The organism is Noviherbaspirillum galbum, assembly GCF_010974945.1.
GTDB classification, from domain to species: Bacteria; Pseudomonadota; Gammaproteobacteria; order Burkholderiales; family Burkholderiaceae_D; genus Noviherbaspirillum; species Noviherbaspirillum galbum.
In genome coordinates, this window is record NZ_JAAIVB010000064.1 from 39,269 (window position 1) to 60,173 (window position 20,905).

The window sequence follows — 20,905 nt, forward strand, 5'->3', positions numbered from 1 at the left end:
ATTCGCCATGCGGAAGCCGCTTTAGCGCTCGCCGTGATGGAAAGTGCGCCAATTGCATTCCTGCACCGGAATCGGTCCAGGCAAAACGGCTTTCCGGTTTGATCGTGCGCAATGCCGCCATTGCGACAAGGAATCATATTGTTTACTTCTGGTTTTTTCGCCCGCCATCCGTAGCCGCGCCTCGCCGCAGGAGGCGCATTTCGTGGAAATGGAAGCATGACCCTGCCTCAGCAGATCGCCTTTTCGACGCTGGCCGACATGGCCCGCGGTCTCCAGGAACGAGAGTATTCATCGGTAGAGCTCACCAAGGCTTTCCTCGGCCGCATTGCCCGGTTCAACAGCGCCTTGAATGCCTACGTGAGCATCCATGAAGAGGCAGCCTTGCTGCAGGCGGAGGCAGCCGACCTGCAACGGCGCAGCGGCATCCCCTTGGCGCCCCTGCACGGCCTGCCGATCGCGGTCAAGGACCTGTGCGACATCCGCGGACAGGTAACCACTGCCGGCTCGAAGGCATGGCTGTCCCGGCGCAGCACCGTCACCAGCACGGTCGTGGAGCGCTTGCTGGCCGCGGGCATGATCATTCTCGGCAAGACCCATATGGTGGAGTTCGCGTTCGGCAGCTGGGGTTCCAATCCCTTGATGGGAACGCCGCGCAATCCCTGGGACATGCGCGGGCGTCACCGCGCGCCGGGCGGCTCGAGCAGCGGCTCCGGGGTTGCCGTCGCGGCGGGACTGGCACCGGCCGCGATCGGATCGGATACCGGCGGCTCGATCCGGGCCCCCGCCGCGTTCAACGGGCTGACCGGGCTGAAGACGACCTCTGGATTGGTCAGCCTGTACGGCACGGTGCCGCTGTCGCCCAGCCTCGACACGATCGGACCGATGACCCGCACCGCCGAGGATGCCGCCCTGCTGCTCGCTGCCCTGGCCGGACCCGATCCGCGCGATCCGGGCACCCTGGCGCATCCTGCTTTCTTCCAGCCTCCGTCCGGCGAACCGCTGCAGGCGCGCCATCTGCGCATTGCCGTCATGCGGCCCGAACAGTATCCGTGGGAGGTGACGGCGGACGTGCAGGCCGCGACCGACAACGCGGTGCGGGCCCTGCAATCGCTCGGCGCGACGGTGGAGCAAGTGGACGTGCCCTTCGACTTCGCGGACCTGATGCGCCGCAACGGCACGCTGATCGCGGCCGAAGCGCACCACGTGCATGCCGGCTACATCGACGACATGGACTTGCCTATCGGTCCCTGGGTGCGCCAGCGCATCCTCGGCGGCAAGGCGGTCGATGCCACCGCCTACCAGGCCATCCTTGCCCATCGCGAGCAGACGATCGCAAGCTTCAGCCGCTGGATGCAGCCCTATGACGCGCTACTCACGCCCACCCTGCCGTTCGTTGCCTGTCCGGTGGAAGACATCGATGAAAACGTCACGCCGCTGGGCGCCTTCAACCGCGCGATCAATTACGTGGATACCTGCGCCATCAGCCTTCCGGCGGGGTTCTCCGCAGACGGCCTGCCGATCGGCGTGCAGCTGGTCGGGAAGCAGTGGCAGGAAGGCCTGCTCCTGCAGCTTGGCGCCGCATTCCAGCAGGTGACGGACTGGCACCGGCGCACGCCGCCGGAGCTTGGTTAGCATGACTGATGAACGACGAAGACCAATAAGGAGAAAACATGACTAGCAGACGCGATTTCCTCAAGTATTCCGCCGCCGCACCCATGCTTGGCTACCTGGGAGTCGCCGCTGCCCAAGCCGATGCGATCCAGTTCGGGTGCGCGGTGCCGATGTCCGGCGCGTTCGCGGCGAACGGCAAGTTTGCCGACATGGGCATGAAGCTCGCCATCGACAAATACGGAAAGGTGCTGGGCAAGAGCGCCAGCTACACCGTCATCGACACCGAAGGCAAGCCGGCCACGGCGATCCGCAAGGTACAGGAAGCGCAGCAGAAGGGAACCCGCTTCTTCCTCGGCGGTTTCCTGTCGTCCGAGGCGCTGGCGATCGGCAAGGAAGTCGACAAGGCGGGCGGCGTGTGCATTACCACGGCGGGCGCCGATGAACTCACCGGCAGCGAATGCAACCGGTCGACCTTCCGCTGGTCGGTTCCGACCTACGGCGCCATCGAGCAGACCGTGCGGCCGCTGATCGAGAAGCTGCCGAAGGCGAAGCGCTGGTACACCATCACGCCGCAATACGTGTTCGGCGAAGGCTTGCTCAGTGCCGCCAAGGCGGTATTCCAGGAAAAAGGCATTGAGCATGTCGGCAACAGCTATCACTCGCTCGCAGAGAAGGAGTTCAGCGGCTACCTGACCAATGCGATCGCCGCCAAGCCCGACGTCCTGCTCCTCCTCAACTTCAGCACCCAGAGCTCGGACACCTTGCGGCAGGCGGTGAGCTTCGGCATGAAGAAGAACATGACGATCGTGATGGCATGGGCCTCGGGGCTGGAACAGTTCGAGTCGCTGGGCGCGGACCTGTGCGAAGACGTGTACTTTGGCGCCCAGTACTGGCACGCCATCGACGCGCCCTTCAACAAGGAATTCGTGAAGCTCGCCAACACGGCCTTCAAGGAAGATCCGAACTACAGCCTGGCCGGTTCCTTCATCTGCACGAAAATCGTGCTCGACGCGATCGCGAAAGCCAACAGCACCGATCCCAAGGCGGTCATCGCGGCGATGGAGGGCATGAAGTACGAGGGCCTGACCGGCACAGAGGAAATCCGCAAGGGCGACCACCAGGTCATCAAGAACTACTACCTGCTCAAGGGCAAGGGCAAGAGCAAGATGCGCAACAAGACGGATTTCGCCGACATCATCTCTTCCGGAAAATCCTTCCTGCCGCTGGAGAAGACCCAGTGCAAGATGAGCTGACGTTGGCGCAGTAAAGACGCACGCCCGCAACCGCGCCTGGCGCGGTTGCTTTTTCAGAGAAGGGGCATTTCCATGGTTGTCCTTGCATGAGCATCTATCTGCTTCAGATCGTGAACGGCATCGGGATCGGCATGCTCTACTTCCTGATGGCCGTGGGCTTGAGCATCGTCTTCGGCTTGCTCGGCTTCGTGAATTTCGCGCACGGCGCCTTTTTCCTGATCGGCGCCTACGTCTGCTTCCAGGCCGTGGACATGGGCCTCAACTTCTGGTGGACGCTCTTGCTCGCTCCCCTGCTGGTCGGCGCCTTCGCATGGGTGGCCGAAAAGGCGCTGCTGCGCCACATCTACCAGCTGCCGCATGAGTTCCACATCATCTTCACCGTCGGGGTCGCCCTGGTCTTGCAGGAAGCGGTCATTTTGCAGTGGGGCGCGCTTGGCCAGAATGTGGCGCCGCCGTCCGAGCTGCAAGGCGTGTTCATCCTCGGCGATTTCGTCTATCCCACCTACCGCCTGTTCGTGATCGGCTTTACCGCCGCCATGGCGCTGCTGCTCTGGTGGCTCCTGGACGGCACCCGCCTCGGCGCCATCGTCCGTGCGGGCAGCGAATCCACCGAGATGGTGTCGCTGCTCGGCCTGAACATCAACCGGGTCTTCAGCCTGGTCTTTGCGCTGGGCGCGCTGACCGCGGGGCTGGCCGGGGTGCTGGCGGCGCCCATCCGCGGCGTCGAGCCCTTCATGGGCGTGGAAGCGCTCGGCATCGCCTTCGTCGCGGTGGTCGTCGGCGGCATGGGGAGTTTCTGGGGCGCGCTCGCGGGCGGACTGCTGGTGGGCATCGTGCAAAGCCTGATGAGCACCATCTGGCCGGAAGGCGCCCGCCTGATGATCTATGTCGCCATGGCGGCGGTCATGCTGCTGCGTCCGAACGGCCTGTTCGGCCGCACCTGAAAGGGCATGATGAAGATCCTCAAGACCTACCGCTATCTGTTGCTCGCGCTCGCCGTGGTGCTGTTGCTGCCGGCAACCCTGAGTTCCGCCTCGCTTGCCACGGAAGTCCTGATCTTCGCGCTGGCTGCCCTAGGTTGCAACCTGCTGCTCGGGTACACCGGCTTGATGTCCTTCGGGCAAGGCATCTTCCTCGGGCTGGGCAGCTATGCCGCCGGCCTGGCGCTGCTGCACCTGAAGGCGCCCTTGCTGGCCGCGCTCCTGCTCGCCATGCTGGCAGGAGCGCTGGCGGCGCTGGTCGTGGGCTGGTTTTCGATCCGCCAGCGCGGCGTGTATTTCGTGATGCTGACGCTAGCCTTTGCCCAGATGTTCTATTTCCTCGCCTACACCCTGAAAAACATCACCGGCGGCGACAACGGCTTGCTCAACATCCCCCGGCCGCAGCTCTCGCTTTTAGGGGCCACGCTGATGCCGACAGCCACGCCATGGCAGTACTATGGCGTGGTCGCGGTGCTGTTCCTCATCGCCTTCGCGCTGCTGCAGCGCATCGCCGACTCGGTGTTCGGCCGCACCTTGCTTGCCATCCGCGACAACGAGGCGAGGGCGGCGGCGATCGGCTACAACATCAAATCGTTCAAGCTGATCGCGTTCGTGATCTCCGGCGCGGTCACCGGCCTCGCCGGCGCGCTGCATGCGATGCTGACCGGCATTGCGCCGCTCTCGAACATCGAGTACCACGCAAGCGAATCCATCCTGATCATGACCGTGCTCGGCGGCACCGGCAACCTGTTCGCCTCGGTGCTGGGCGCGGCATTCTACGTCCTGGTCGGCGACTGGCTCTCGACCCTGTGGCCGCGCTGGCTGATGTTGCTCGGCCTGCTGCTGATTGCGGTCAGCCTCTACATGCAGAAGGGATTGTGGGGACTGGGCATGCGGCTGGCCGGCATCGTGCGTCCAGGACACGGCGACCAGCCTCCGGCGGCGCTGAAGGAAGGAGGCAAGCAATGACCGCCCCCATCCTCTCGGCGCGCAACATCGTCAAGCGCTATGGAAAGTTCACGGCGGTCAATGGCGTGTCGATCGATATCATGCCGGGCACGGTCCATTCCGTGATCGGCCCCAACGGCGCGGGCAAGACCACGCTTTTCCATTCCCTGACGGGGACGGTGCCGATCACCGAGGGCAACATCCTGCTGGACGGGGAAGAGGTAGGCCACCTTCCCGATTACCGCAGGGTGCTCAAGGGCATCGCCCGCTCCTTCCAGGTCACCAGCCTGTTCCTGAACCTGAGCGTGCGCGAGAACCTGCGCCTGGCCGCGCAGGGACGCCACCCCGGCCAGGCCTTCCGTCTTTGGCGGGACGCGGAATCACTGACCGCTGCCTGCGACACGGCGGAAGCGCTGCTCGAGCGCCTGAACCTGGCCGCGGTCGCAAGCCGCCCCGCCGGTGAACTGTCGCATGGCCAGCAGCGCCGGCTCGAGGTGGGAATGGCGATGGCAGGCCGGCCCAAGGTGATTTTCCTCGACGAGCCGACATCAGGAATGGGCATCGACGACATCGGCGAAATGAAGCGGCTGATCCACGGCCTGCGCAACGAATGCGCCGTGGTCCTGATCGAACATAACATGGACATCGTGATGGACATTTCGGACCGCATCACCGTCATGCAGCTCGGACAGGTGCTGGTGGAAGCGCGGCCCGATGAGATCCGCAACGATGAACGCGTCCGCCGGGCCTATCTCGGCGGCATGATCACGGGAGGCGCGGCATGATCCTCGAAGTCCGCGAGGTACACGCCTATTACGGCAAGAGCCACATCCTGCAAGGCGTGTCGCTGGAGGTCGGCCCCGGCGAGCTGGTGACGCTGCTCGGCCGCAACGGCGCCGGCAAGACCACCACACTCAAGACCATCGTGGGCGTCGTCGCGCCGCGCGGCGGCAGCATCCGCTTCATGGGCAAGGACATCGCCGGCCTGCCGGCATACCGCATCGCGGCCGGGGGCATCTGCCTGGTGCCGGAGCACCGCGGCATCTTCAGGCTGCTCAGCGTCGAGGAAAACCTCACCATGGCGGCGCGCAAGGATTCTCCCTGGCAGCTCGACGACGTGTACCGGATCTTCCCCCGGCTGAAGGAACGGCGCAAGAATGGCGGCTCGCAGCTGTCGGGCGGCGAACAGCAGATGCTGGCGATCGGCCGCGCCCTGATGACGCATCCCAAGGTGCTGATGCTCGATGAGCCGGTCGAAGGCCTGGCCCCCGTCATCGTCGAGGAAATCGTGGCGCAGCTCACGCAGATCAAGAAGGCCGGCATGCCGATCATCCTGGTCGAGCAGAACCTCGCGGTCTGCACTCAGCTCGGCGACCGGCATTACATCATCGAGCAGGGCCGCATCGTCCATTGCGCGGGCAATGCCGAGTTCCTGGCCGACGACTCCATCAAGGACCGCTATCTCGGCGTCAATGTCTCCACCCCGACACCACAGGCAGATCACAAATGAATACCGAACTCTCGCTCGACACCCTGCGCATCGACCAGGCGCGCCTCTGGGAAAGCCTGATGACGCTGGCAAAGATAGGCGCAACCGCCAAGGGCGGTGTATGCCGGCTGGCGCTGACCGAACTCGACCGCCAGGGGCGCGATCTGGTCACGGGATGGGCGCGCGAGGAAGGCATGACGGTCACGGTCGACCGGATCGGCAATATCTTCATGCGCCGTCCCGGACGCAACGATGCCCTGCCGCCGGTCGTTACCGGATCGCATATCGATACCCAGCCCACCGGCGGCAAGTTCGATGGCAACTATGGCGTGCTGGCCGGCCTGGAGGTGGTCCGGACGCTCAACGAACACGGCATCCAGACCGAGGCGCCGCTCGAGGTCGTCGTCTGGACCAACGAGGAAGGCTCGCGCTTCGTGCCGGTCATGATGGGCTCCGGGGTGTTTTGCGGCGCGTTCAGCCTCGAGCATGCCTATGCCGCGACCGACACCGCCGGCAAGACGGTCAAGGATGAACTCGCACGCATCGGCTACATCGGGCCGGAGACTCCCGGCGACCACCCGATCGGCGCTTACTTCGAGACCCACATCGAACAGGGCCCGGTACTTGAAAACGCCGACCGCGTGATCGGCGTCGTGCCGGCCGTGCTCGGCCTCACCTGGTACGACTGCGTGGTCACGGGCTTCGAGTCGCACGCCGGCCCCACGCCGATGGCGATACGCAAGGATGCGCTGCAGGTCGCGCTGCGCATCATGCAGGAGGTCGTGGCCATCGCCAACCGCACGCCGCCTTATGGCCGCGGTACCGTGGGCATGGTGCAGGTCAGCCCCAACAGCCGCAACGTGATCCCGGGCCAGGTGAAGTTTTCCATCGACCTGCGCAACGTCAGCGAGGAATTGCTGTCCCGCATGAACCAGGAACTGCATGACTACATCGAAGGCATCCGGCGCGAAACCGGCCTCGACATCGCCTTGCAGCAGGTCTCTCATTATCCGCCCTGCCCGTTTCATCCGACGTGCGTCGATGCGGTGCGGGCGGCCACCGCCATGCTGGGTTACTCGACCATGGATGTGGTGTCGGGCGCTGGCCATGACGCGATCTACGCGGCACGGGTCGCGCCGGCCGGCATGATCTTCGTGCCGTGCAAGGACGGCGTGAGCCACAACGAAATCGAAGACGCGGATCCCGCGCACCTCGCGGCGGGTGCCAACGTGCTGCTGCAGGCCATGCTATCCACGTCGCGCGGCATGAAATAGTTGCCGCCCCATCAACCTGACAGGAGCACGGCCATGTCATACAGGTTCGTTATCGCTCGCTTCAATCACGAAACCAATACCTTCTCGCCGATAGCAACGCCGCTCGAGGCGTTCAATCCGATGTGGGACGGCGACGCCTACCGCGACCAGAAAGGCGCGCGCACCGCAATGGGCGCCTTCATCGAGATCGCGGAAGCCATTCCGGGAGCGACCATGACGACGCCGGTCGCGGCGATGGCCTATCCCAGCGGCACGGTCGAGGCCGAAGCCTATGAGGCCATCTCTGCCGCCATCCTGAAAGCCGTCGAGGCAGGCTGCGATGCGATCATGCTCGACCTGCACGGCGCGATGGTTGCAAGGCAAGCGGACGACGGCGAAGGCACGCTGCTGCAACGGATCAGGGAACTGGCTCCCGGCGTGCCCATCTGCGTCGCGCTCGACCTGCATGGCAACGTCACGCGCAAGATGGTGGAAAACTGCGACATCATCGTCAGCTTCAAGACCTATCCGCACATCGACATGTACGAAACCGGAGCGCATGCGGGCCGCTTGCTGGTCGACATGCTCGAGAAGCGCATCGCCCCCGTAATGACCTGGCGGCAGCTGCCCTTGCTGTCGCACACGCTGATGAGCAATACCTCGGCCTCGGCGATGCAGCGCGCGGTCAATGCGGCGGTGGCTGCGGAAGCCGAACCTGACATCCTGGCGGTTTCGGTGCTGGCCGGTTTTTCGCTGGCGGATTTCAACGATGCCGGCGTCTCGGCGGTGGTCGTGGCAAACCGGGACCGAGCCCATGCCGAGGCGGTGGCGGACCGCATCGCGGACCTCATCTGGAATGAGCGCCGCGATTTCGTCTATGCCAGCGAGCCATTGAGCCAATCGTTGCAGCGTGCGAAGGAACTCGCCGCCGGCCCGGGAAGCGGCCCGGTGCTGCTGCTCGACCATAGCGATAACGTCATGTCGGGCGGCAGCTGCGACACGATGGACGTGCTGCAGGCCGCGCTGGCCGCAGGCCTCGCGAATATCGCCGCCGGGCCGATATGGGATCCGGAGGCGGTCGCCGAACTGGTGAAGGTTGGCGTGGGCGGCACGGCGACCGTGGCGCTCGGCAACAAGACCCGGCTCGATGCGCTGGGACTGACCAAGCAGGCGCCGGTGATGACCGGCATCGTGCGGCAGATCGGCGACGGACGGTTCCGGGTCAGCGGGCCGATCTATACCGGGTCCATCGTCAACATGGGACGCACGGTGCTGTTCGACATCGGCGCCGCCCAGATCGTCGTGACGGAGGAGCGGGTGGAACCCTATGACGTCGGCGTCTATACCTGCGTCGGCATCAATCCTGCCGAGAAGTCCTACCTGGTGCTCAAGTCGCGCATGTATTGCCGCCCGGTGTTCGAGCCGCTCGGCAAGGGCTTGGTCGAGTGCGACTCCGACAGTGGCGGTCCGACCAGCTCGAACTATGCGCTGTTTTCATTCAAGAAGGTGCGCCGTCCGGTTTATCCGCTTGATGACGTGGCCGGAGCATGACGGCTCGGGACAGACTACCGGCAGGGTTCTTCCTATGCGGCCTCCCGCTGGTCACGGCTCGTCTTGCTGCGAACCCTTGTGCGAATCTTGACGCGGGATCAGGTGCCTGAAGGTTGGCTCGATGTTCCTGGCGTGCAGGAAGCGCACGATGTCTTCCAGCGTCGCGTCCTTGAGCAGGAGATCATCTGCGGGGGTTGAACCTGAAGCGGCTGACTGCTTGCCAGGGCTGGCCGCCTCGACCGGTGGCGTGCTCGTCGCGACGCCGGACGCATGTGTATCGATGGCGCGCTGCAGGATGTCGAGCGCTTGCGCGAACCGTTCCGAACCGATGCTTTCAAGGTGTTCCAGAAAGGCGACCTGTCCGGCCGGCGGCGGCGCCATTTCCAGCCCTGCATCCTCGGCGAAGGACGCTCCCATTCCCGGATGGATGAAGGCGGCCCATTTGCCGGTGTGCTGGTTCAGGCAGGGAGGAATCTCGACCGGTGCATCGAGGACATTGGGCGGCAGCGCCATGTCTGGAAAGTAGGCTTTGCGGAGCAGGTCGAGGAAACGGCTCACCCGCTCCATGGGCATCGGTGTCTCGAAGGACATCCACAGGCCATAGCCTTTGTTGCCCGATACGCTGACCGCAGGCGTCGGCAACTCCAGGTCGGCGTGCAAGACGTTGGCGACTGCGCATAGCTGATGCCAGTGGTCGAGCTCGTCGTTCCTTGCCATTCTGTCGAAGGGAATCATCACGGCGCGCAGGTGTCGATCCGGCGCCGCCAGGCTGACCGAGGTCGTTTGCTCGCCGCGCAGGTGACGCAATAATTCGTCGGGGGATATTTCGCCTCGGGGAAGATAAAGCCTGTTCAGTTGCGCGATCAGCTTTTCCATTTACCTTGCTGCCTTTCGTTTCCTTGAAGAGATTTGGCCTGCCATTGATCGTGTCGGCCACCGCTTGCGCTCGTTGAGCGTGAAAGCCTTGCCTGAGATCCTGCGGCACGACGCCGGCTGCATTATTTGACCGCGCCTGCGCGCGACTCAAGGTAGCAGCCGTATCGCGATCTGCGGGCAATTATCCGGGTCCAGTAGCCCGGGACGGCAAAAATTTCACAAGGGAATCATGATGACGCTCCGATGTCGCTACTCTTAAAAATGATTTCACATGAATGCTTCATTTTTGTGCACATTCGCTGTATGCTTTCGCAGCTTCACAAAAAAATCCAGACACAAGGACGAGAGACGAGACAATAAAGCCCGCCGGCCACAAGCCAGGCGGGCTTTTCCATTATGGAGTTGGTGAATATCAGGTCATCATGAAAATGAATTGGACTTTGATGTTGCACCGCACTAAAGTAGGAACTGTCTCCTCCAACTCTCCTTGAATTGGATTTACCCGCCACCGAAAGGTCGGCGGGTTTTTTTTTGTCCTGTTCAAGATGCTAAGTTCCCTGGCATAACAGTTACAATCGCGAAGTGACTGTCTCATGGTGGGGTTACCGGAATCCAATGAACAGGAAAAACATCCTCGTCGCAGCAAACCCGGCAGTGCGGGACATGTTTCTCGCTGTCCTTGAGCCATTGAATGCCTCAACGACTTTCTGCCACACCGTCGAGGATGCCGAGTCCTTTCTTCTCGCCGGAGAATGCGATCTCATCATCTGCACCCTGCAGTTCGATGAAAGCCGCTGGGCGGAACTCCTTCAGTTCGTCAGGGCGACGCCGTCGTGCAGCCTTACTCCCTTCCTGGTTCTCAAGGTATCGCAGGGCTTGCTCACCGAATCCCTGATCGAAGCCAGCCTCAAGTCGGCAAAGTTGATTGGCGCGAGCGAGACGGTCAATTTTCCGGCCTGGCGCCGCGAACTGGGCGATGCAGAGGCGGTACAGGCGTTGCGGGATCTGATTCACAGCTTGTTGTAACCAGTTTTTCTCGTCGGCCGGCTCAGCGATCCTGAGGGCTCGGCTGCTCAGGCGCGGGACGCGAATACCGCGCAGTAGTTGATGGCGCCGCATGCCCCAACCGCCGCTGCAGGACAGGAATGGGCATGCCGCCGGCGATAGATTGCGTCGCGTTCGTGTGTCGCAGCCAATGTGCGCTGGCGCTTGCGAACTTCCGGGCGGCCTGTTCATCGTGTTCGGCGATGCATGCGCCGCACGCGGCAAAAAATGCCTTGAGCTGGCGCGCCAGCACCGAGGCGCTCACCCCTGATTTCGCGTGCCGGACATTCTCCTGGGTCGGGACGGCTTCGCTATCGGCGGCGCCCTTCTTGCGGCGGATCCTGCCTCCCTGCCCCGCCCCGCCGAGCAGGAACGCGCCGGCATTGCTTTCGTGTCGAACGTCGGCATGCAAGCCGCGTGCATCCAGATACTCGGCAATTTGTGCCATCAAGGCGTCCGAGAGAGGGATGCGCCTGATCCGGCCGTTGGTTCCCCGCACGCGCAGGGTCCAGCCATTCGCCGCCACGGCCGTGCCGCCGCTTGCCGGGTCAAGGTCATCGGCGGTCGCGGCGCTTGCTTCGCTCAGGCGCAATCCTGTCTCCTGGAGTAACCGCAGTGCCATGCACAACCGCGCATTGGCCGGTGTCGGAAGCAGATCGCGGCTTTCGCGTTGCAGCAAATCCCACTGTGATTCGGTGAAACTGCGCTGCGAAGGATGAATGGCGCGGGAGGTACTGGCAGCCATTTCCTTCCAGGGGTTGGCGACGATGTAACGCTTCTCGAGCAGGAAGTTGAAGAGCGCCTTCAAGACCGTCGTTGCATGGCGCTGCGCGGAAACGGAAAGCGGTCCCTCGAATGGTTTCCAGCCCGGGCTGTGGCGCGGCGTCGCTCGGTGACCGCACCAGCGTTCCGCAGGCTGCGGGTCGGCGAGGAATTGCTTGTATGCCTCGCAATCCTCGCTGGTCATCGACGACAAAGGCTTTCCACGCTCATGAAGCGCCCACAGCAGGAAGCGCTCGGCTTCCCGCAAGTAGGCGCGGCAGGTGTGAGACCTGGGCAAGGTGATCGGCGCTTCGGCCGCCACGCGGGCGCCGCTGACCTCGCCTGTCTGCCGGCATGCGGTCTCGTCGGGCGCCTGGACACCGGGTGACCGGCGAAGCGCATGCAGCCAGGCCAGGATAGCGTCACGGTCGGTACTTGCGCCGATCTCGCAGAGGTGCGCCGGGGCCCGCAAGCTTCCGCGCGATCCATCCAGGCGGTTCGGAACGGTCAGCCGGTCGAAGGGCACGATGGCCTGCTCCTCCGCATCGGCTTGCCCGTGCTGGTTGGCCGAACTGCCTGGTTGCCTTGCCCAGACACGGGCACCCAGGACCAGGCCGGTCGTCGCTTCGTGGTCAAGCAACCAGGCAACGATGCGCTCGGCTTTGCCGGCACCGATGCCATCGATTCCTTTCCACCATCGCCCTTCGCGTCGGTTGATTCGCTCGACGAGAGCCCGTAGCGTGTGCAGATCCGCTGCTTCTAGTCGAGCCACGAGGTTAGGCGCCAACCAAGACGCCAGCGGATCGTCGGGCAGTGGAGACGATACGCTTCGCTGCTCGAACCAGGCCAGTGCCTCCAGTTGGCGCGCCACCAGGCGTGCGCGCCGGCCATGACTGCGCGCGACGAAGGGATGGCGCTCCCGGTAAAGCGAAAGCTGCTCCTCTTCCGAAAAATCTTCCAGATTGTGCTCGTGCACGAAGTCCGCGAGAGGCGGCACATGACGCGAGTCTTCCACCGTGGAGGCATCGATCTGGACGAGGCGCGCCAGGCCATGCCGTGCGTGACGACGCGCGGCGGAGGCAAATTCGTCGCGGATCCATCGGATGGTCTGCCGTATCCGGTGCGAGGAGGCATGCTCGCCCTCCCCTTGCAGATAACGTTCCCAGCTTCGTCTTGGATCCAGGCCCTGCACCACTGCGCGCATGAATGCGATGTGGCCGCGATGTAATTTGCGAGGAGGTGCGGGATGCTTCATGGCTAGCGTCCCACCATCGGGTTTGGCATGCTTGAGAAGTAGCAGGGATTTTGGAGCTCTTTGTACGCAGCGCCTCGAAGGGAACTTGCGCTCGAGGCTAGGCGCTTAAGACTCGTTGCCAAGAATCGGATGTAAGTGGTTGATTGCATGGACTATATGGCTGCAGTACGGCAAGATGGTCCAAGTGTACACTGCTTTTTTGATGGATGATAAGTATATGCGCTAGGCAATACTCTGTACGGGGAAAATCAGTGAATGGTTGGCTTGAGGTACCTGTAAAGGCTCACCTTTGGGCGTGAGGCGACTAGGCGTCTGCGATACCCGTAAAAGCTCACCTTTTCATTCAATGTGATTTTGCGTGAACATCTTCCCTGTAGAAGCTCACCTTCGCTCTTCATTGTTGGACAGGGTGAGGACGCGTTTTCGGATGTGGAGGAGGTGATGCTCAAATGCGACCAATCCGGAAACTGCCCTGTTTTGATTTTTGAGCCATAACCAAGCTCGCTAGCTGTCGCAAGCACGAGGATATCGGGAGGCAGTGATACTGACCGACTGGGTCATCGCCTAATCCCCGTGGAAGCTCACCATTGAAAGTTTGAAGGTAAGGGCCACAATCGGCTGAATGACAGATCTTGGTTTCATGGAATAAGGATTAGGCATGTCCAAAGGCGCACGCTCGAATCTCGATTTTCGCTAAGCCCTTGTTTTATAAGCGGGTGATACTATCGATCAAGGCAAAACGTGCCGATCAATACCATTACGCTCGATTCACCAAACAAAAGGCCCCAGTGAATTGGGGCCAATGGTGTTGCGGCATGCAAAAGGCTTGCGTCGATGTCGCCAAAGAATGCCGATATAGATTGCTTTTCCTAACTTATTGATTTTATTGGGAGTGATACTATCAATCCTCAGCCTCTTTGAGTTCTTTCGCGCGACGCTCCAGCACTTCGCATATTGCATCCTGTACTGCCGCCGCTTCTTCCGGGGTCTGAAATTGGATACGCAAGACCCTGTCTGCACGCTGTAGCGCACAGTAGGTTTTCTTTCCCATCTTGATGCGTACTGGCTCCGGCTTTGCCTTTGCTTCTACCTTTACCGCAGGGTCAAGGCTAGCCTCACGTACTGCAGTGGACTGATCGATTTCACCTCGTGCCAAGCGGTAGACGGATTGTGTCACCTGATCCGCCCGTCCTCGTTTCGTCAGCGCCCCAAGATCCTGTGCCGCGTTGGCCCCAATCAGATTCGGCCGGTCCGACAACGCAGCTAGGACTTCAGCCGGCAAATCGTCGAACGCCATCAATTGGGAAATGAACGAACGCGAAACTCCTGCTCCCTCCGCGATCTGGGCCTGGGTCAAGTCAGGCCGCCGCTCAAGGATCTTTCGGAATCCTTGGTATTTTTCAAAATCGGGCAAGTCGGGTTGCAGAAGGTTGGCGTAAAAGGAATTAATCTCGGCTTGGTCATCGTCGCTTTCGAGCAATGCGGCGGGTATGTGAGTACGGCCCAACTCCCGAAAGGCGGCGACTCGGTTGTTGCCGGACACGATCTCATAGCCACCTTCCGCACGGCGTCGCACGGTAATCGGTGTCACCAGCGGATTCTGGCGCAGGTTTTCGCGAAGCTCGTGGTACTGCTGTCCGGTCAGCTTGCGGCGCCGTCCGTCGACTTCATGCAGTTCGTCGAGAGCGATTTCCGCAGTCTGCGTACGGGCCTCTTTCAGCTGCGCTTCCAGTTCCTCGATCTTCGCCTCTGCGGCATCCATGCGCTGCGTCGCGTTCAAGAACATCCCAGGAGCCGTACGGGGCGTCTTGTCACCCGTCTTTTCAACCGTCCTCGCCTTGATGCCGGCCGTCTTTGCACCAATCTTGTCGTAGATACTCATTATTTCTGCCTCCATGCGAGCGCTAGTTGATCCAGTACGTAGTCAGCCAGCCGGTCAAGGGGATCCTTGTAGCGGCGATAGGCTTCCGCACTGCCGTCCGGCTTGCTCAGGTCATAGATCGTTTTCAATTGCGCCGAGGCGGTCCGCGCCGCCGTGCTGTCGGGGATCTCGATGCCATTGATGTGGCGTCCGTAGGCCTGGTGCATCCAGGTTTTTACGATTCGGGAGATTTCATTGGCTTGGACCTTCGTGTAGATGACGGAGATGAAGTCATAGCGCTTGTCCATGGCGTCCGGCAAACCCTCCATCAATTCGGAAAAGATTCCCCAAAACTGGACGCTGGAAGCAAAGTCAAGGGCGTCAGGCGGGCAAGGCATCAGCAAGCCATCAGCCGCAATCATGGCGTTGACGGTCAGGTGCGAAAGGCTGGGCGACGTGTCGATCAAAATAACATCGAACTCGGTGCGCAAGGGCGCTACGCCAGACTTCAGCATTTCCCAGAACCGAAAGCCACGCTGCGACATTGCCTTGGCAGGGATGGCAAATTCAGCGGCCAGCAATCCGCTCGATGCCGGAATGACGGAAAGATTGTGCCAGTAGGTTGGCTGCACGGCGTAACCCAGGTCCGGCTCATCGCCATGAATGAAAGGCATGATCGTCTGCTCGACGTCGACATCTTGCTCGGGACTGATGCCCAGCAGCTGGGTCGCGGTCCCTTGTCCGTCGCAATCGATGACCAAGACCCTGAGTCCCCGCAAGGTCAGGCCTTGTGCCAGGGCCACGGTCGTGGAAGTCTTCGCTACGCCACCCTTGTAATTACAGACCGCGATGACCTTCCCTTGCTGTGTTTGGGGACGCTGCGGACGGCCCGCCACCGTGCGAACCCAGGTGATGACGTCCTCCAGTGAATAATCCTTGGCCTTGGAACCGGGTTGCTTGTTTCCTTGTGGCAGTCCATGCTTCTGCGCCAGATACTTCACCTGCGTTTTGTCGACGCCGCATAAATCGGCGATCATGGCGCTACTGAAAGTCGGTGCCACTTTGCGGGGATGGGGCTCGATCATCGCCTCCCTTACCTGGGCAAGTACATCCTCGGCCGTGCCTGCAAGTTCGGCAAGCTCGTGCATGGACACTTGCGCGAGCCCAGTTGTACTGTTATCCATCTTTTCTCCCTTTTTTGAAAATTTCCGAATTTATGGCATGATACTATCTAATTCGGAAAATCTTGAAGAATTTCAAACGTTACTCGTAACGACGAAGAGACAGGTCGGTATGGGTTCTTGCCCTCGCTTAGGCCAACCTGAAGCGGGAATGGTGAGGATTTACAGGGACTAGAAACGATGCCCCGGGCCGTCAAGCAAGCACAGAACCGCCTTGGCAGCCCCGTAGGCAGTTGATTCCACTCTTTGTTGAACCGAAACGCCATGTCGTGCAGAAAAATGCTATTGCCGCACTCTGCGCCGACGCAAAGGTGAGCTTTTACGGGTATCGCTAGAAAAGGACCTGCTCTCACCAGCTAAAGGTGAGCTTCTACGGGAATCACAGTCCCTGTAGAAGCTCACCTTTTGTCTTTTTCGCGCGAGTTGGTTTGCCGATTTGAAACAAATACGCTTCTGCGAGTCTTTATCCGCCCCGCACACACTAACCTCAACGTCGGCCAGATAGTGCTGAAAGGTGAGGCTCTACAGGGACCAAACCGTTAAAGTGAGCTTTTACAGGGATTCAAAGCAGATTGATATACCCAAACCACGCTCTTAAAAGCCCTAGACACCTTGGCCAAGGCCGTTTTCTTCATTCCGAGCGCCGAAACGCACTTCACCCAACCGCGAAGCCAGATCTCGCTACCTATGACATCGAATGGTGAGCTTTTACAGGCACTTGCTTTCAAATCAACCTACTCCTTGCCTCAGTTTTCCTGCTTGCCGTCACCGCCTTCCGCCGGGATTGAGGATTTGAAAGTAAACACCTTGAAACCTTGTAAACCTTAAAGACTGTGAAACCCGCGCCAGCCTTGGCTTTCCAGCCGGTGAGGTGAGCTTCGACGGGAACAAAGGTGAGCCTCCACAGGGATCAAGGTGAGTGTAATCAGGGACCTTATCCAATCTGGGTGAGCCTTTGCAGGAGGTATGGTGAGTGGATACAGGGTAGATGGCATCGGCTATGGTGAGCTTTTACAGGGAATCAAGCCATGCTAGGACAAGGTGATTGCTACCCGTTCACTTTTCAGGCAACATCCGAAGGTGAGGAAAATTACCCCGTACCGTTCACCATCCCATGGCGACGAAAAAGAAGCCCGGCAAAGCGCTCGCAGCGAACAGCCAGGAACTCAAGGAGTTCCGCAAGACCAATGAAGCCATCGGACTGCGCATATCCGAAGGCCGGTTGTCGCTCTTGTCCCGCAAGATCTTCAATGTCATGGTGTACCACGCCCAGCGCATCCGCAACAAGGGCGAGAACGCGCCGATCGACACCGAGGTTGCAAAGAACTACTACTGGATCCCGATGGCCGAACTCGCCCGCGACGCGGCGTACGACAGCCGGGACACCGAGCTGTTCAAGGAACAGGTGCAAGAACTGCAGAACATACGAATCTACTCGGAAGACGCAATCCAGTGGACGAGCGAGCGGCTCGTGTCGTCGGTCAAGCTGGTCAATCCCAAGGGATTGAAAAAGCAGGGCGGCATGCTGTGGTTTGGCTTCGCTTTTCCGCCCGAGGTCGAAAACATGGTGATGGCGCCGGGCTCGTACACCAAGTTGTCCGTCTATTACCAAGCATTGCTGCGCAGCGGCGCAAGCCTGGCGCTCTACGAAATCTGCCGCCGGTACGCCACCAACCCTTCGCGTGTCACGAACAGGGCCGAATGGGAATGGTGGTACGGCGTCTTGACCGGCAACCCCGTTGGAGAGACCATACCCGAATACAAGTATTTCAAGCGTGATGTCTTGAAATACGCAATCACCGAAATCAACACCGTCACCGACATCAACGTCGAGCTGATCGAGCACAAGAACGGGCGCAAGGTCGCCAGCCTGCAATTCCGCGTCGCGCCTGCCAACCAGGAATCGCTCGCCCTGTCTGCGCCGCCGGTTGTCGACGCTGAACTCGTGCAGCGGATGATGGCACTGGGCCTGTCCCAGGAAGACGCCTGCAACCTGCTGGCCACGACCGAGGAGCCAAAACTCAAGGCGACGCTGGACCTGGTCGAGGCCAGGCTGCGAAACAAGAAGGCGCCCGAGCTGACCTCGCCGGCGGGATACTTCAAGCAGGCGCTGCGCCAAGGCTATGTCAGCAACACCGCGGTCGCGCAAAAGACAATCGAGGCGCTGCCGCCCAAGTCGAAAGCCGATGCCTCCATCGAAGCGATCCGCGAGCGGTATTTCGTCGAGCGCGCCAAGGAAGCAATGGGCCTGTACCGCGAACTCGACGCCGAGGCCCAGGCCGAGTGGCTGGACCAGTTCAAGGCCAGCGACGGCGCCAAGGGATTAAACCTGGCGCGCGGCTTGAGCAGCACTCCCGTTCGTACCGCCTTTGCGATGTGGTTCGCGCAGCAGCAATGGCAGGAACCGACCGACCTCGACCTGCTCAGGTTCGCCGCGGAAGCGGTCATCCAGGGCAAGGCGGCGGGTTGATCCATCCAAGGCACGACACGGACGGCGCGGCCGTCCCTTTTCTTCAAGAAAAACACACTTATGGCAACCTTCCCCGATACCGTCAGCATGGCGATCTTCTGCGACTTCGAAAACGTCGCACTTGGCGTGCGAGACGCGAATTACGACAAATTCGACATCAAACCCATTCTTGAACGCTTGCTCCTCAAGGGAAGCATCGTCGTCAAGAAAGCTTATTGCGACTGGGACCGCTACAAGAGCTTCAAGGCCACCATGCATGAAGCGAACTTCGAACTGATCGAGATTCCTCATGTGCGCCAGTCCGGCAAGAATTCCGCGGACATCCGCCTCGTCGTGGACGCGCTCGACCTTTGTTATACGAAGTCCCATGTCAACACGTTCGTGATCATCAGCGGCGATTCCGATTTTTCGCCGCTGGTGTCGAAGCTACGCGAGAACGCCAAGCAGGTCATCGGCGTTGGCGTCAAGCAATCCACTTCGGATCTCCTCGTGGCGAATTGCGACGAATTCATCTTCTACGATGATCTCGTCCGCGAAAGCCGGCGTGCTGCAGCAAAGCGCGACGTGCGCGAAGCGCAACCGGCGGCGAAGCGCTCGCCCGATGACGAGAAGCGCCGCCGTGAAGAAATGGACGCGCGCCGAAGCCAGGCGATCGACATCGCCGCGGAGACCTTCGATGCCCTGTCTTCCGAACGGGGAGACAGCGGCAAGATCTGGGCTTCGGTGCTCAAGGAGGCCATCAAGCGCCGCAAGCCGGATTTCAGCGAGACCTTCTACGGCTTTCGCACCTTCGGCAACCTGCTCGAAGAGGCGCAGAAGCGAGGCCTGCTCGAGTTCGGTCGCGACGAACGATCCGGTGCCTATGTCTATCGGAGCAGCATGGGTGGCAGCGCCGGCAACGTCGCTCCCAGCCCGGTGGCAATGACCGAGTCAATGGCGGCGGAGCAGTCCGGCCATGCAAAACACACAGGCAGGCACGCCCGTACTCATTCCGCACCCGAACCCGCGCAAGCCTCCGATGAACAGCCGATCTCGGAACATCTGGTGATTGACCAGCCAGCCATCGCCGATCTCGCCGATGCTGCAGTCAGAGTCGCGATGGATGGCGATGCGGCCGAAGCGATTGCCCAGGAACCGCCGGAAAATCCGGAACCGCGGCGCAGGACGCGCGGCGCACGGAAATCCACGAGGAAGAAAGCGGAGTCCGCCGAGGCACCAGAGAGCCAGACCTTGCCGGGGCCTGTGGTCGAAGTGCCATCCCTCCTGCCGGCAACCTCAGGCGACGGCAATCTCAGTGCCATTGAGACTGCCGTTGCTGGCGAAACGGAAACTCCCGCGAAGCGAAAGGCTCCAACACGTAGTCGCCGCCCTCGCAAGAAGGAGGCACCATCGGAGTGAAGCAGGGAGAAGCGACGTCATCGTCGAAGGAGGGCAGGATGAGATTACCGATGCTCTTAATCTACGTCATCTTGCTGGCCGGATGTTCAAGTATGAGCACTGATAGAGGTGGGCAACTGGATGCCGCTCGGAACCTTTGTGAAGTCATGCGCAGCTATCGTCCATACTTTCCGAACCAGTGCGGGGAGCAGACCGGGGAAGCGCCGCCGCCCTTCGGTTTCATCGGATATTCTCGCTGAAAAAATAGGTTCCAATCCTTGCAGTCCTTTCCAGTTGGAACGCTACAGGACGTACCAGCGGAAAAATCAGGTAACGATCGCATTGATGGCAACTTACTCTGGGATGAGAATGCCCGATACTCGTGCCAAGAAGAATTGAGCCCGGGAAATTTTGACTTTCTACGCCAAAAAACTTGCGTACCCCGATATCGTTTGCTATAGTTCGGCTCCCTCGCAGCACACATGCAGTCAGCCAGGCAGTACAACGGAGTGATTGTCATTGTTCAGCGGGAAGTCATTCACAACGCAATGACGGCCGCACGCAGTTGAAATGCTCCAGGTTGGTCCCATATAGGACTAAGCCGCGTGAGCAAAACAACAGCATGCGGCGGAAGAGTCACGAAGGACATCGCTCCTTCCTCTGGCAAGCGGAAAAAACGAGTTCCGCATCGTTTCGGCGAAATTTCTTCCTGGCTTCATCTTGAAACCAGCGAGGTAATCTCTAGATAGATAATTCAGGCGGACACAACGCTTCGCCGGCCCGTGGATTTGCATGCTTCGGCATGCGCTAAATTAACGGGGGTGTTCTTTAACAAGACAATGTCGATAGATGTGGGCGCTTGATGGAGGTGCACGCCGGGTAACCGGTGTCTCACAATATATCAAGTGCTTGCACAGAATACAGGACAGTTCGCAAGGACTGGCCTAGTCAGTATTTTGAGTGAGCGACGATCGGACGTCTGCCGGGGCAACCT

15 protein-coding genes are annotated in these 20,905 nt (G+C 60.7%); 11 read left to right on the plus strand and 4 right to left on the minus strand.

The features are described 5' to 3' along the window. Positions 1-216 precede the first annotated feature (216 nt). The 8 genes from G3574_RS18065 to G3574_RS18100 all read left to right on the plus strand — a co-directional run bounded on the left by G3574_RS18065 (position 217) and on the right by G3574_RS18100 (position 9,085). Positions 217-1,632: an amidase gene (locus tag G3574_RS18065; protein WP_163966245.1), complete on the plus strand. Its 1,416-nt coding sequence runs from the start codon at positions 217-219 to the stop codon at positions 1,630-1,632. 38 nt (positions 1,633-1,670) lie between these two features. After that, complete coding sequence (locus G3574_RS18070; RefSeq protein ID WP_163966248.1) at positions 1,671-2,864, plus strand: ABC transporter substrate-binding protein; 1,194 nt, start codon at positions 1,671-1,673, stop codon at positions 2,862-2,864. Positions 2,865-2,950: 86 nt separating this feature from the next. Next, complete coding sequence (locus G3574_RS18075) at positions 2,951-3,808, plus strand: branched-chain amino acid ABC transporter permease (protein WP_163966250.1); 858 nt, start codon at positions 2,951-2,953, stop codon at positions 3,806-3,808. 9 nt (positions 3,809-3,817) lie between these two features. Beyond that, positions 3,818-4,813: a branched-chain amino acid ABC transporter permease gene (locus tag G3574_RS18080; RefSeq protein WP_163966297.1), complete on the plus strand. Its 996-nt coding sequence runs from the start codon at positions 3,818-3,820 to the stop codon at positions 4,811-4,813. After that, positions 4,810-5,577: an ABC transporter ATP-binding protein gene (locus G3574_RS18085; RefSeq protein WP_163966254.1), complete on the plus strand. Its 768-nt coding sequence runs from the start codon at positions 4,810-4,812 to the stop codon at positions 5,575-5,577. Before G3574_RS18080 ends, G3574_RS18085 begins: the two co-directional genes overlap by 4 nt. Further along, positions 5,574-6,302, plus strand: a complete 729-nt coding sequence (locus G3574_RS18090; protein ID WP_163966255.1) for an ABC transporter ATP-binding protein — start codon at positions 5,574-5,576, stop codon at positions 6,300-6,302. Before G3574_RS18085 ends, G3574_RS18090 begins: the two co-directional genes overlap by 4 nt. After that, positions 6,299-7,555 (plus strand): Zn-dependent hydrolase, encoded by a 1,257-nt coding sequence (locus G3574_RS18095; protein WP_163966258.1) that lies wholly within the window; start codon positions 6,299-6,301, stop codon positions 7,553-7,555. The genes G3574_RS18090 and G3574_RS18095 overlap by 4 nt, the downstream gene beginning before the upstream one ends. Positions 7,556-7,588: 33 nt before the next feature. Continuing rightward, positions 7,589-9,085, plus strand: a complete 1,497-nt coding sequence (locus tag G3574_RS18100; protein WP_163966261.1) for a M81 family metallopeptidase — start codon at positions 7,589-7,591, stop codon at positions 9,083-9,085. A gap of 51 nt (positions 9,086-9,136) precedes the next feature. On the opposite strand, the gene G3574_RS18105 is transcribed toward G3574_RS18100, so the two are convergent. Next, entirely contained in the window at positions 9,137-9,961 is an 825-nt protein-coding gene (locus tag G3574_RS18105; protein WP_163966264.1) for a hypothetical protein, read from the minus strand. A 615-nt stretch (positions 9,962-10,576) separates the two neighbouring features. On the opposite strand from G3574_RS18105, the gene G3574_RS18110 reads away from it, so the two are divergent. Further along, positions 10,577-10,987, plus strand: coding sequence for a type 2 periplasmic-binding domain-containing protein (locus G3574_RS18110; RefSeq protein ID WP_163966267.1), 411 nt, complete (start codon positions 10,577-10,579; stop codon positions 10,985-10,987). A 22-nt stretch (positions 10,988-11,009) separates the two neighbouring features. Here G3574_RS18110 and G3574_RS18115 read toward each other — a convergent pair whose 3' ends face one another. The 3 genes from G3574_RS18115 to G3574_RS18125 form a co-directional block, all read right to left on the minus strand. Then, a complete protein-coding gene (locus G3574_RS18115) occupies positions 11,010-13,022 on the minus strand; it encodes a phage integrase family protein (RefSeq protein ID WP_163966272.1) in 2,013 nt (670 codons plus the stop codon). 901 nt (positions 13,023-13,923) lie between these two features. Further along, positions 13,924-14,904, minus strand: a complete 981-nt coding sequence (locus tag G3574_RS18120) for a ParB/RepB/Spo0J family partition protein (RefSeq protein WP_163966274.1) — start codon at positions 14,902-14,904, stop codon at positions 13,924-13,926. Continuing rightward, a complete protein-coding gene (locus G3574_RS18125; protein ID WP_163966277.1) occupies positions 14,904-16,067 on the minus strand; it encodes a ParA family protein in 1,164 nt (387 codons plus the stop codon). Before G3574_RS18125 ends, G3574_RS18120 begins: the two co-directional genes overlap by 1 nt. A gap of 1,111 nt (positions 16,068-17,178) precedes the next feature. On the opposite strand from G3574_RS18125, the gene G3574_RS18130 reads away from it, so the two are divergent. Continuing rightward, positions 17,179-18,534 carry a replication initiation protein gene (locus G3574_RS18130; protein ID WP_163966280.1) on the plus strand — a complete coding sequence of 452 codons (1,356 nt, stop codon included), beginning with the start codon at positions 17,179-17,181 and terminating at the stop codon, positions 18,532-18,534. Positions 18,535-18,594: 60 nt separating this feature from the next. Further along, positions 18,595-19,932, plus strand: coding sequence for an NYN domain-containing protein (locus G3574_RS18135; protein ID WP_163966282.1), 1,338 nt, complete (start codon positions 18,595-18,597; stop codon positions 19,930-19,932). Positions 19,933-20,905 lie beyond the last annotated feature (973 nt).

Bases quoted from the DNA above. Each gene is read 5' to 3' on its own strand.
- G3574_RS18095 (WP_163966258.1), top strand. From the start codon at position 6,299: ATGAATACCGAACTCTCGCTCGACACCCTGCGCATCGACCAGGCGCGC.
- G3574_RS18115 (WP_163966272.1), bottom strand. From the start codon at position 13,022: ATGAAGCATCCCGCACCTCCTCGCAAATTACATCGCGGCCACATCGCA.
- G3574_RS18090 (WP_163966255.1), top strand. From the start codon at position 5,574: ATGATCCTCGAAGTCCGCGAGGTACACGCCTATTACGGCAAGAGCCAC.
- G3574_RS18125 (WP_163966277.1), bottom strand. From the start codon at position 16,067: ATGGATAACAGTACAACTGGGCTCGCGCAAGTGTCCATGCACGAGCTT.
- G3574_RS18120 (WP_163966274.1), bottom strand. From the start codon at position 14,904: ATGAGTATCTACGACAAGATTGGTGCAAAGACGGCCGGCATCAAGGCG.
- G3574_RS18085 (WP_163966254.1), top strand. From the start codon at position 4,810: ATGACCGCCCCCATCCTCTCGGCGCGCAACATCGTCAAGCGCTATGGA.
- G3574_RS18110 (WP_163966267.1), top strand. From the start codon at position 10,577: ATGAACAGGAAAAACATCCTCGTCGCAGCAAACCCGGCAGTGCGGGAC.
- G3574_RS18135 (WP_163966282.1), top strand. From the start codon at position 18,595: ATGGCAACCTTCCCCGATACCGTCAGCATGGCGATCTTCTGCGACTTC.
- G3574_RS18075 (WP_163966250.1), top strand. From the start codon at position 2,951: ATGAGCATCTATCTGCTTCAGATCGTGAACGGCATCGGGATCGGCATG.
- G3574_RS18065 (WP_163966245.1), top strand. From the start codon at position 217: ATGACCCTGCCTCAGCAGATCGCCTTTTCGACGCTGGCCGACATGGCC.
- G3574_RS18105 (WP_163966264.1), bottom strand. From the start codon at position 9,961: ATGGAAAAGCTGATCGCGCAACTGAACAGGCTTTATCTTCCCCGAGGC.
- G3574_RS18070 (WP_163966248.1), top strand. From the start codon at position 1,671: ATGACTAGCAGACGCGATTTCCTCAAGTATTCCGCCGCCGCACCCATG.
- G3574_RS18130 (WP_163966280.1), top strand. From the start codon at position 17,179: ATGGCGACGAAAAAGAAGCCCGGCAAAGCGCTCGCAGCGAACAGCCAG.
- G3574_RS18080 (WP_163966297.1), top strand. From the start codon at position 3,818: ATGAAGATCCTCAAGACCTACCGCTATCTGTTGCTCGCGCTCGCCGTG.
- G3574_RS18100 (WP_163966261.1), top strand. From the start codon at position 7,589: ATGTCATACAGGTTCGTTATCGCTCGCTTCAATCACGAAACCAATACC.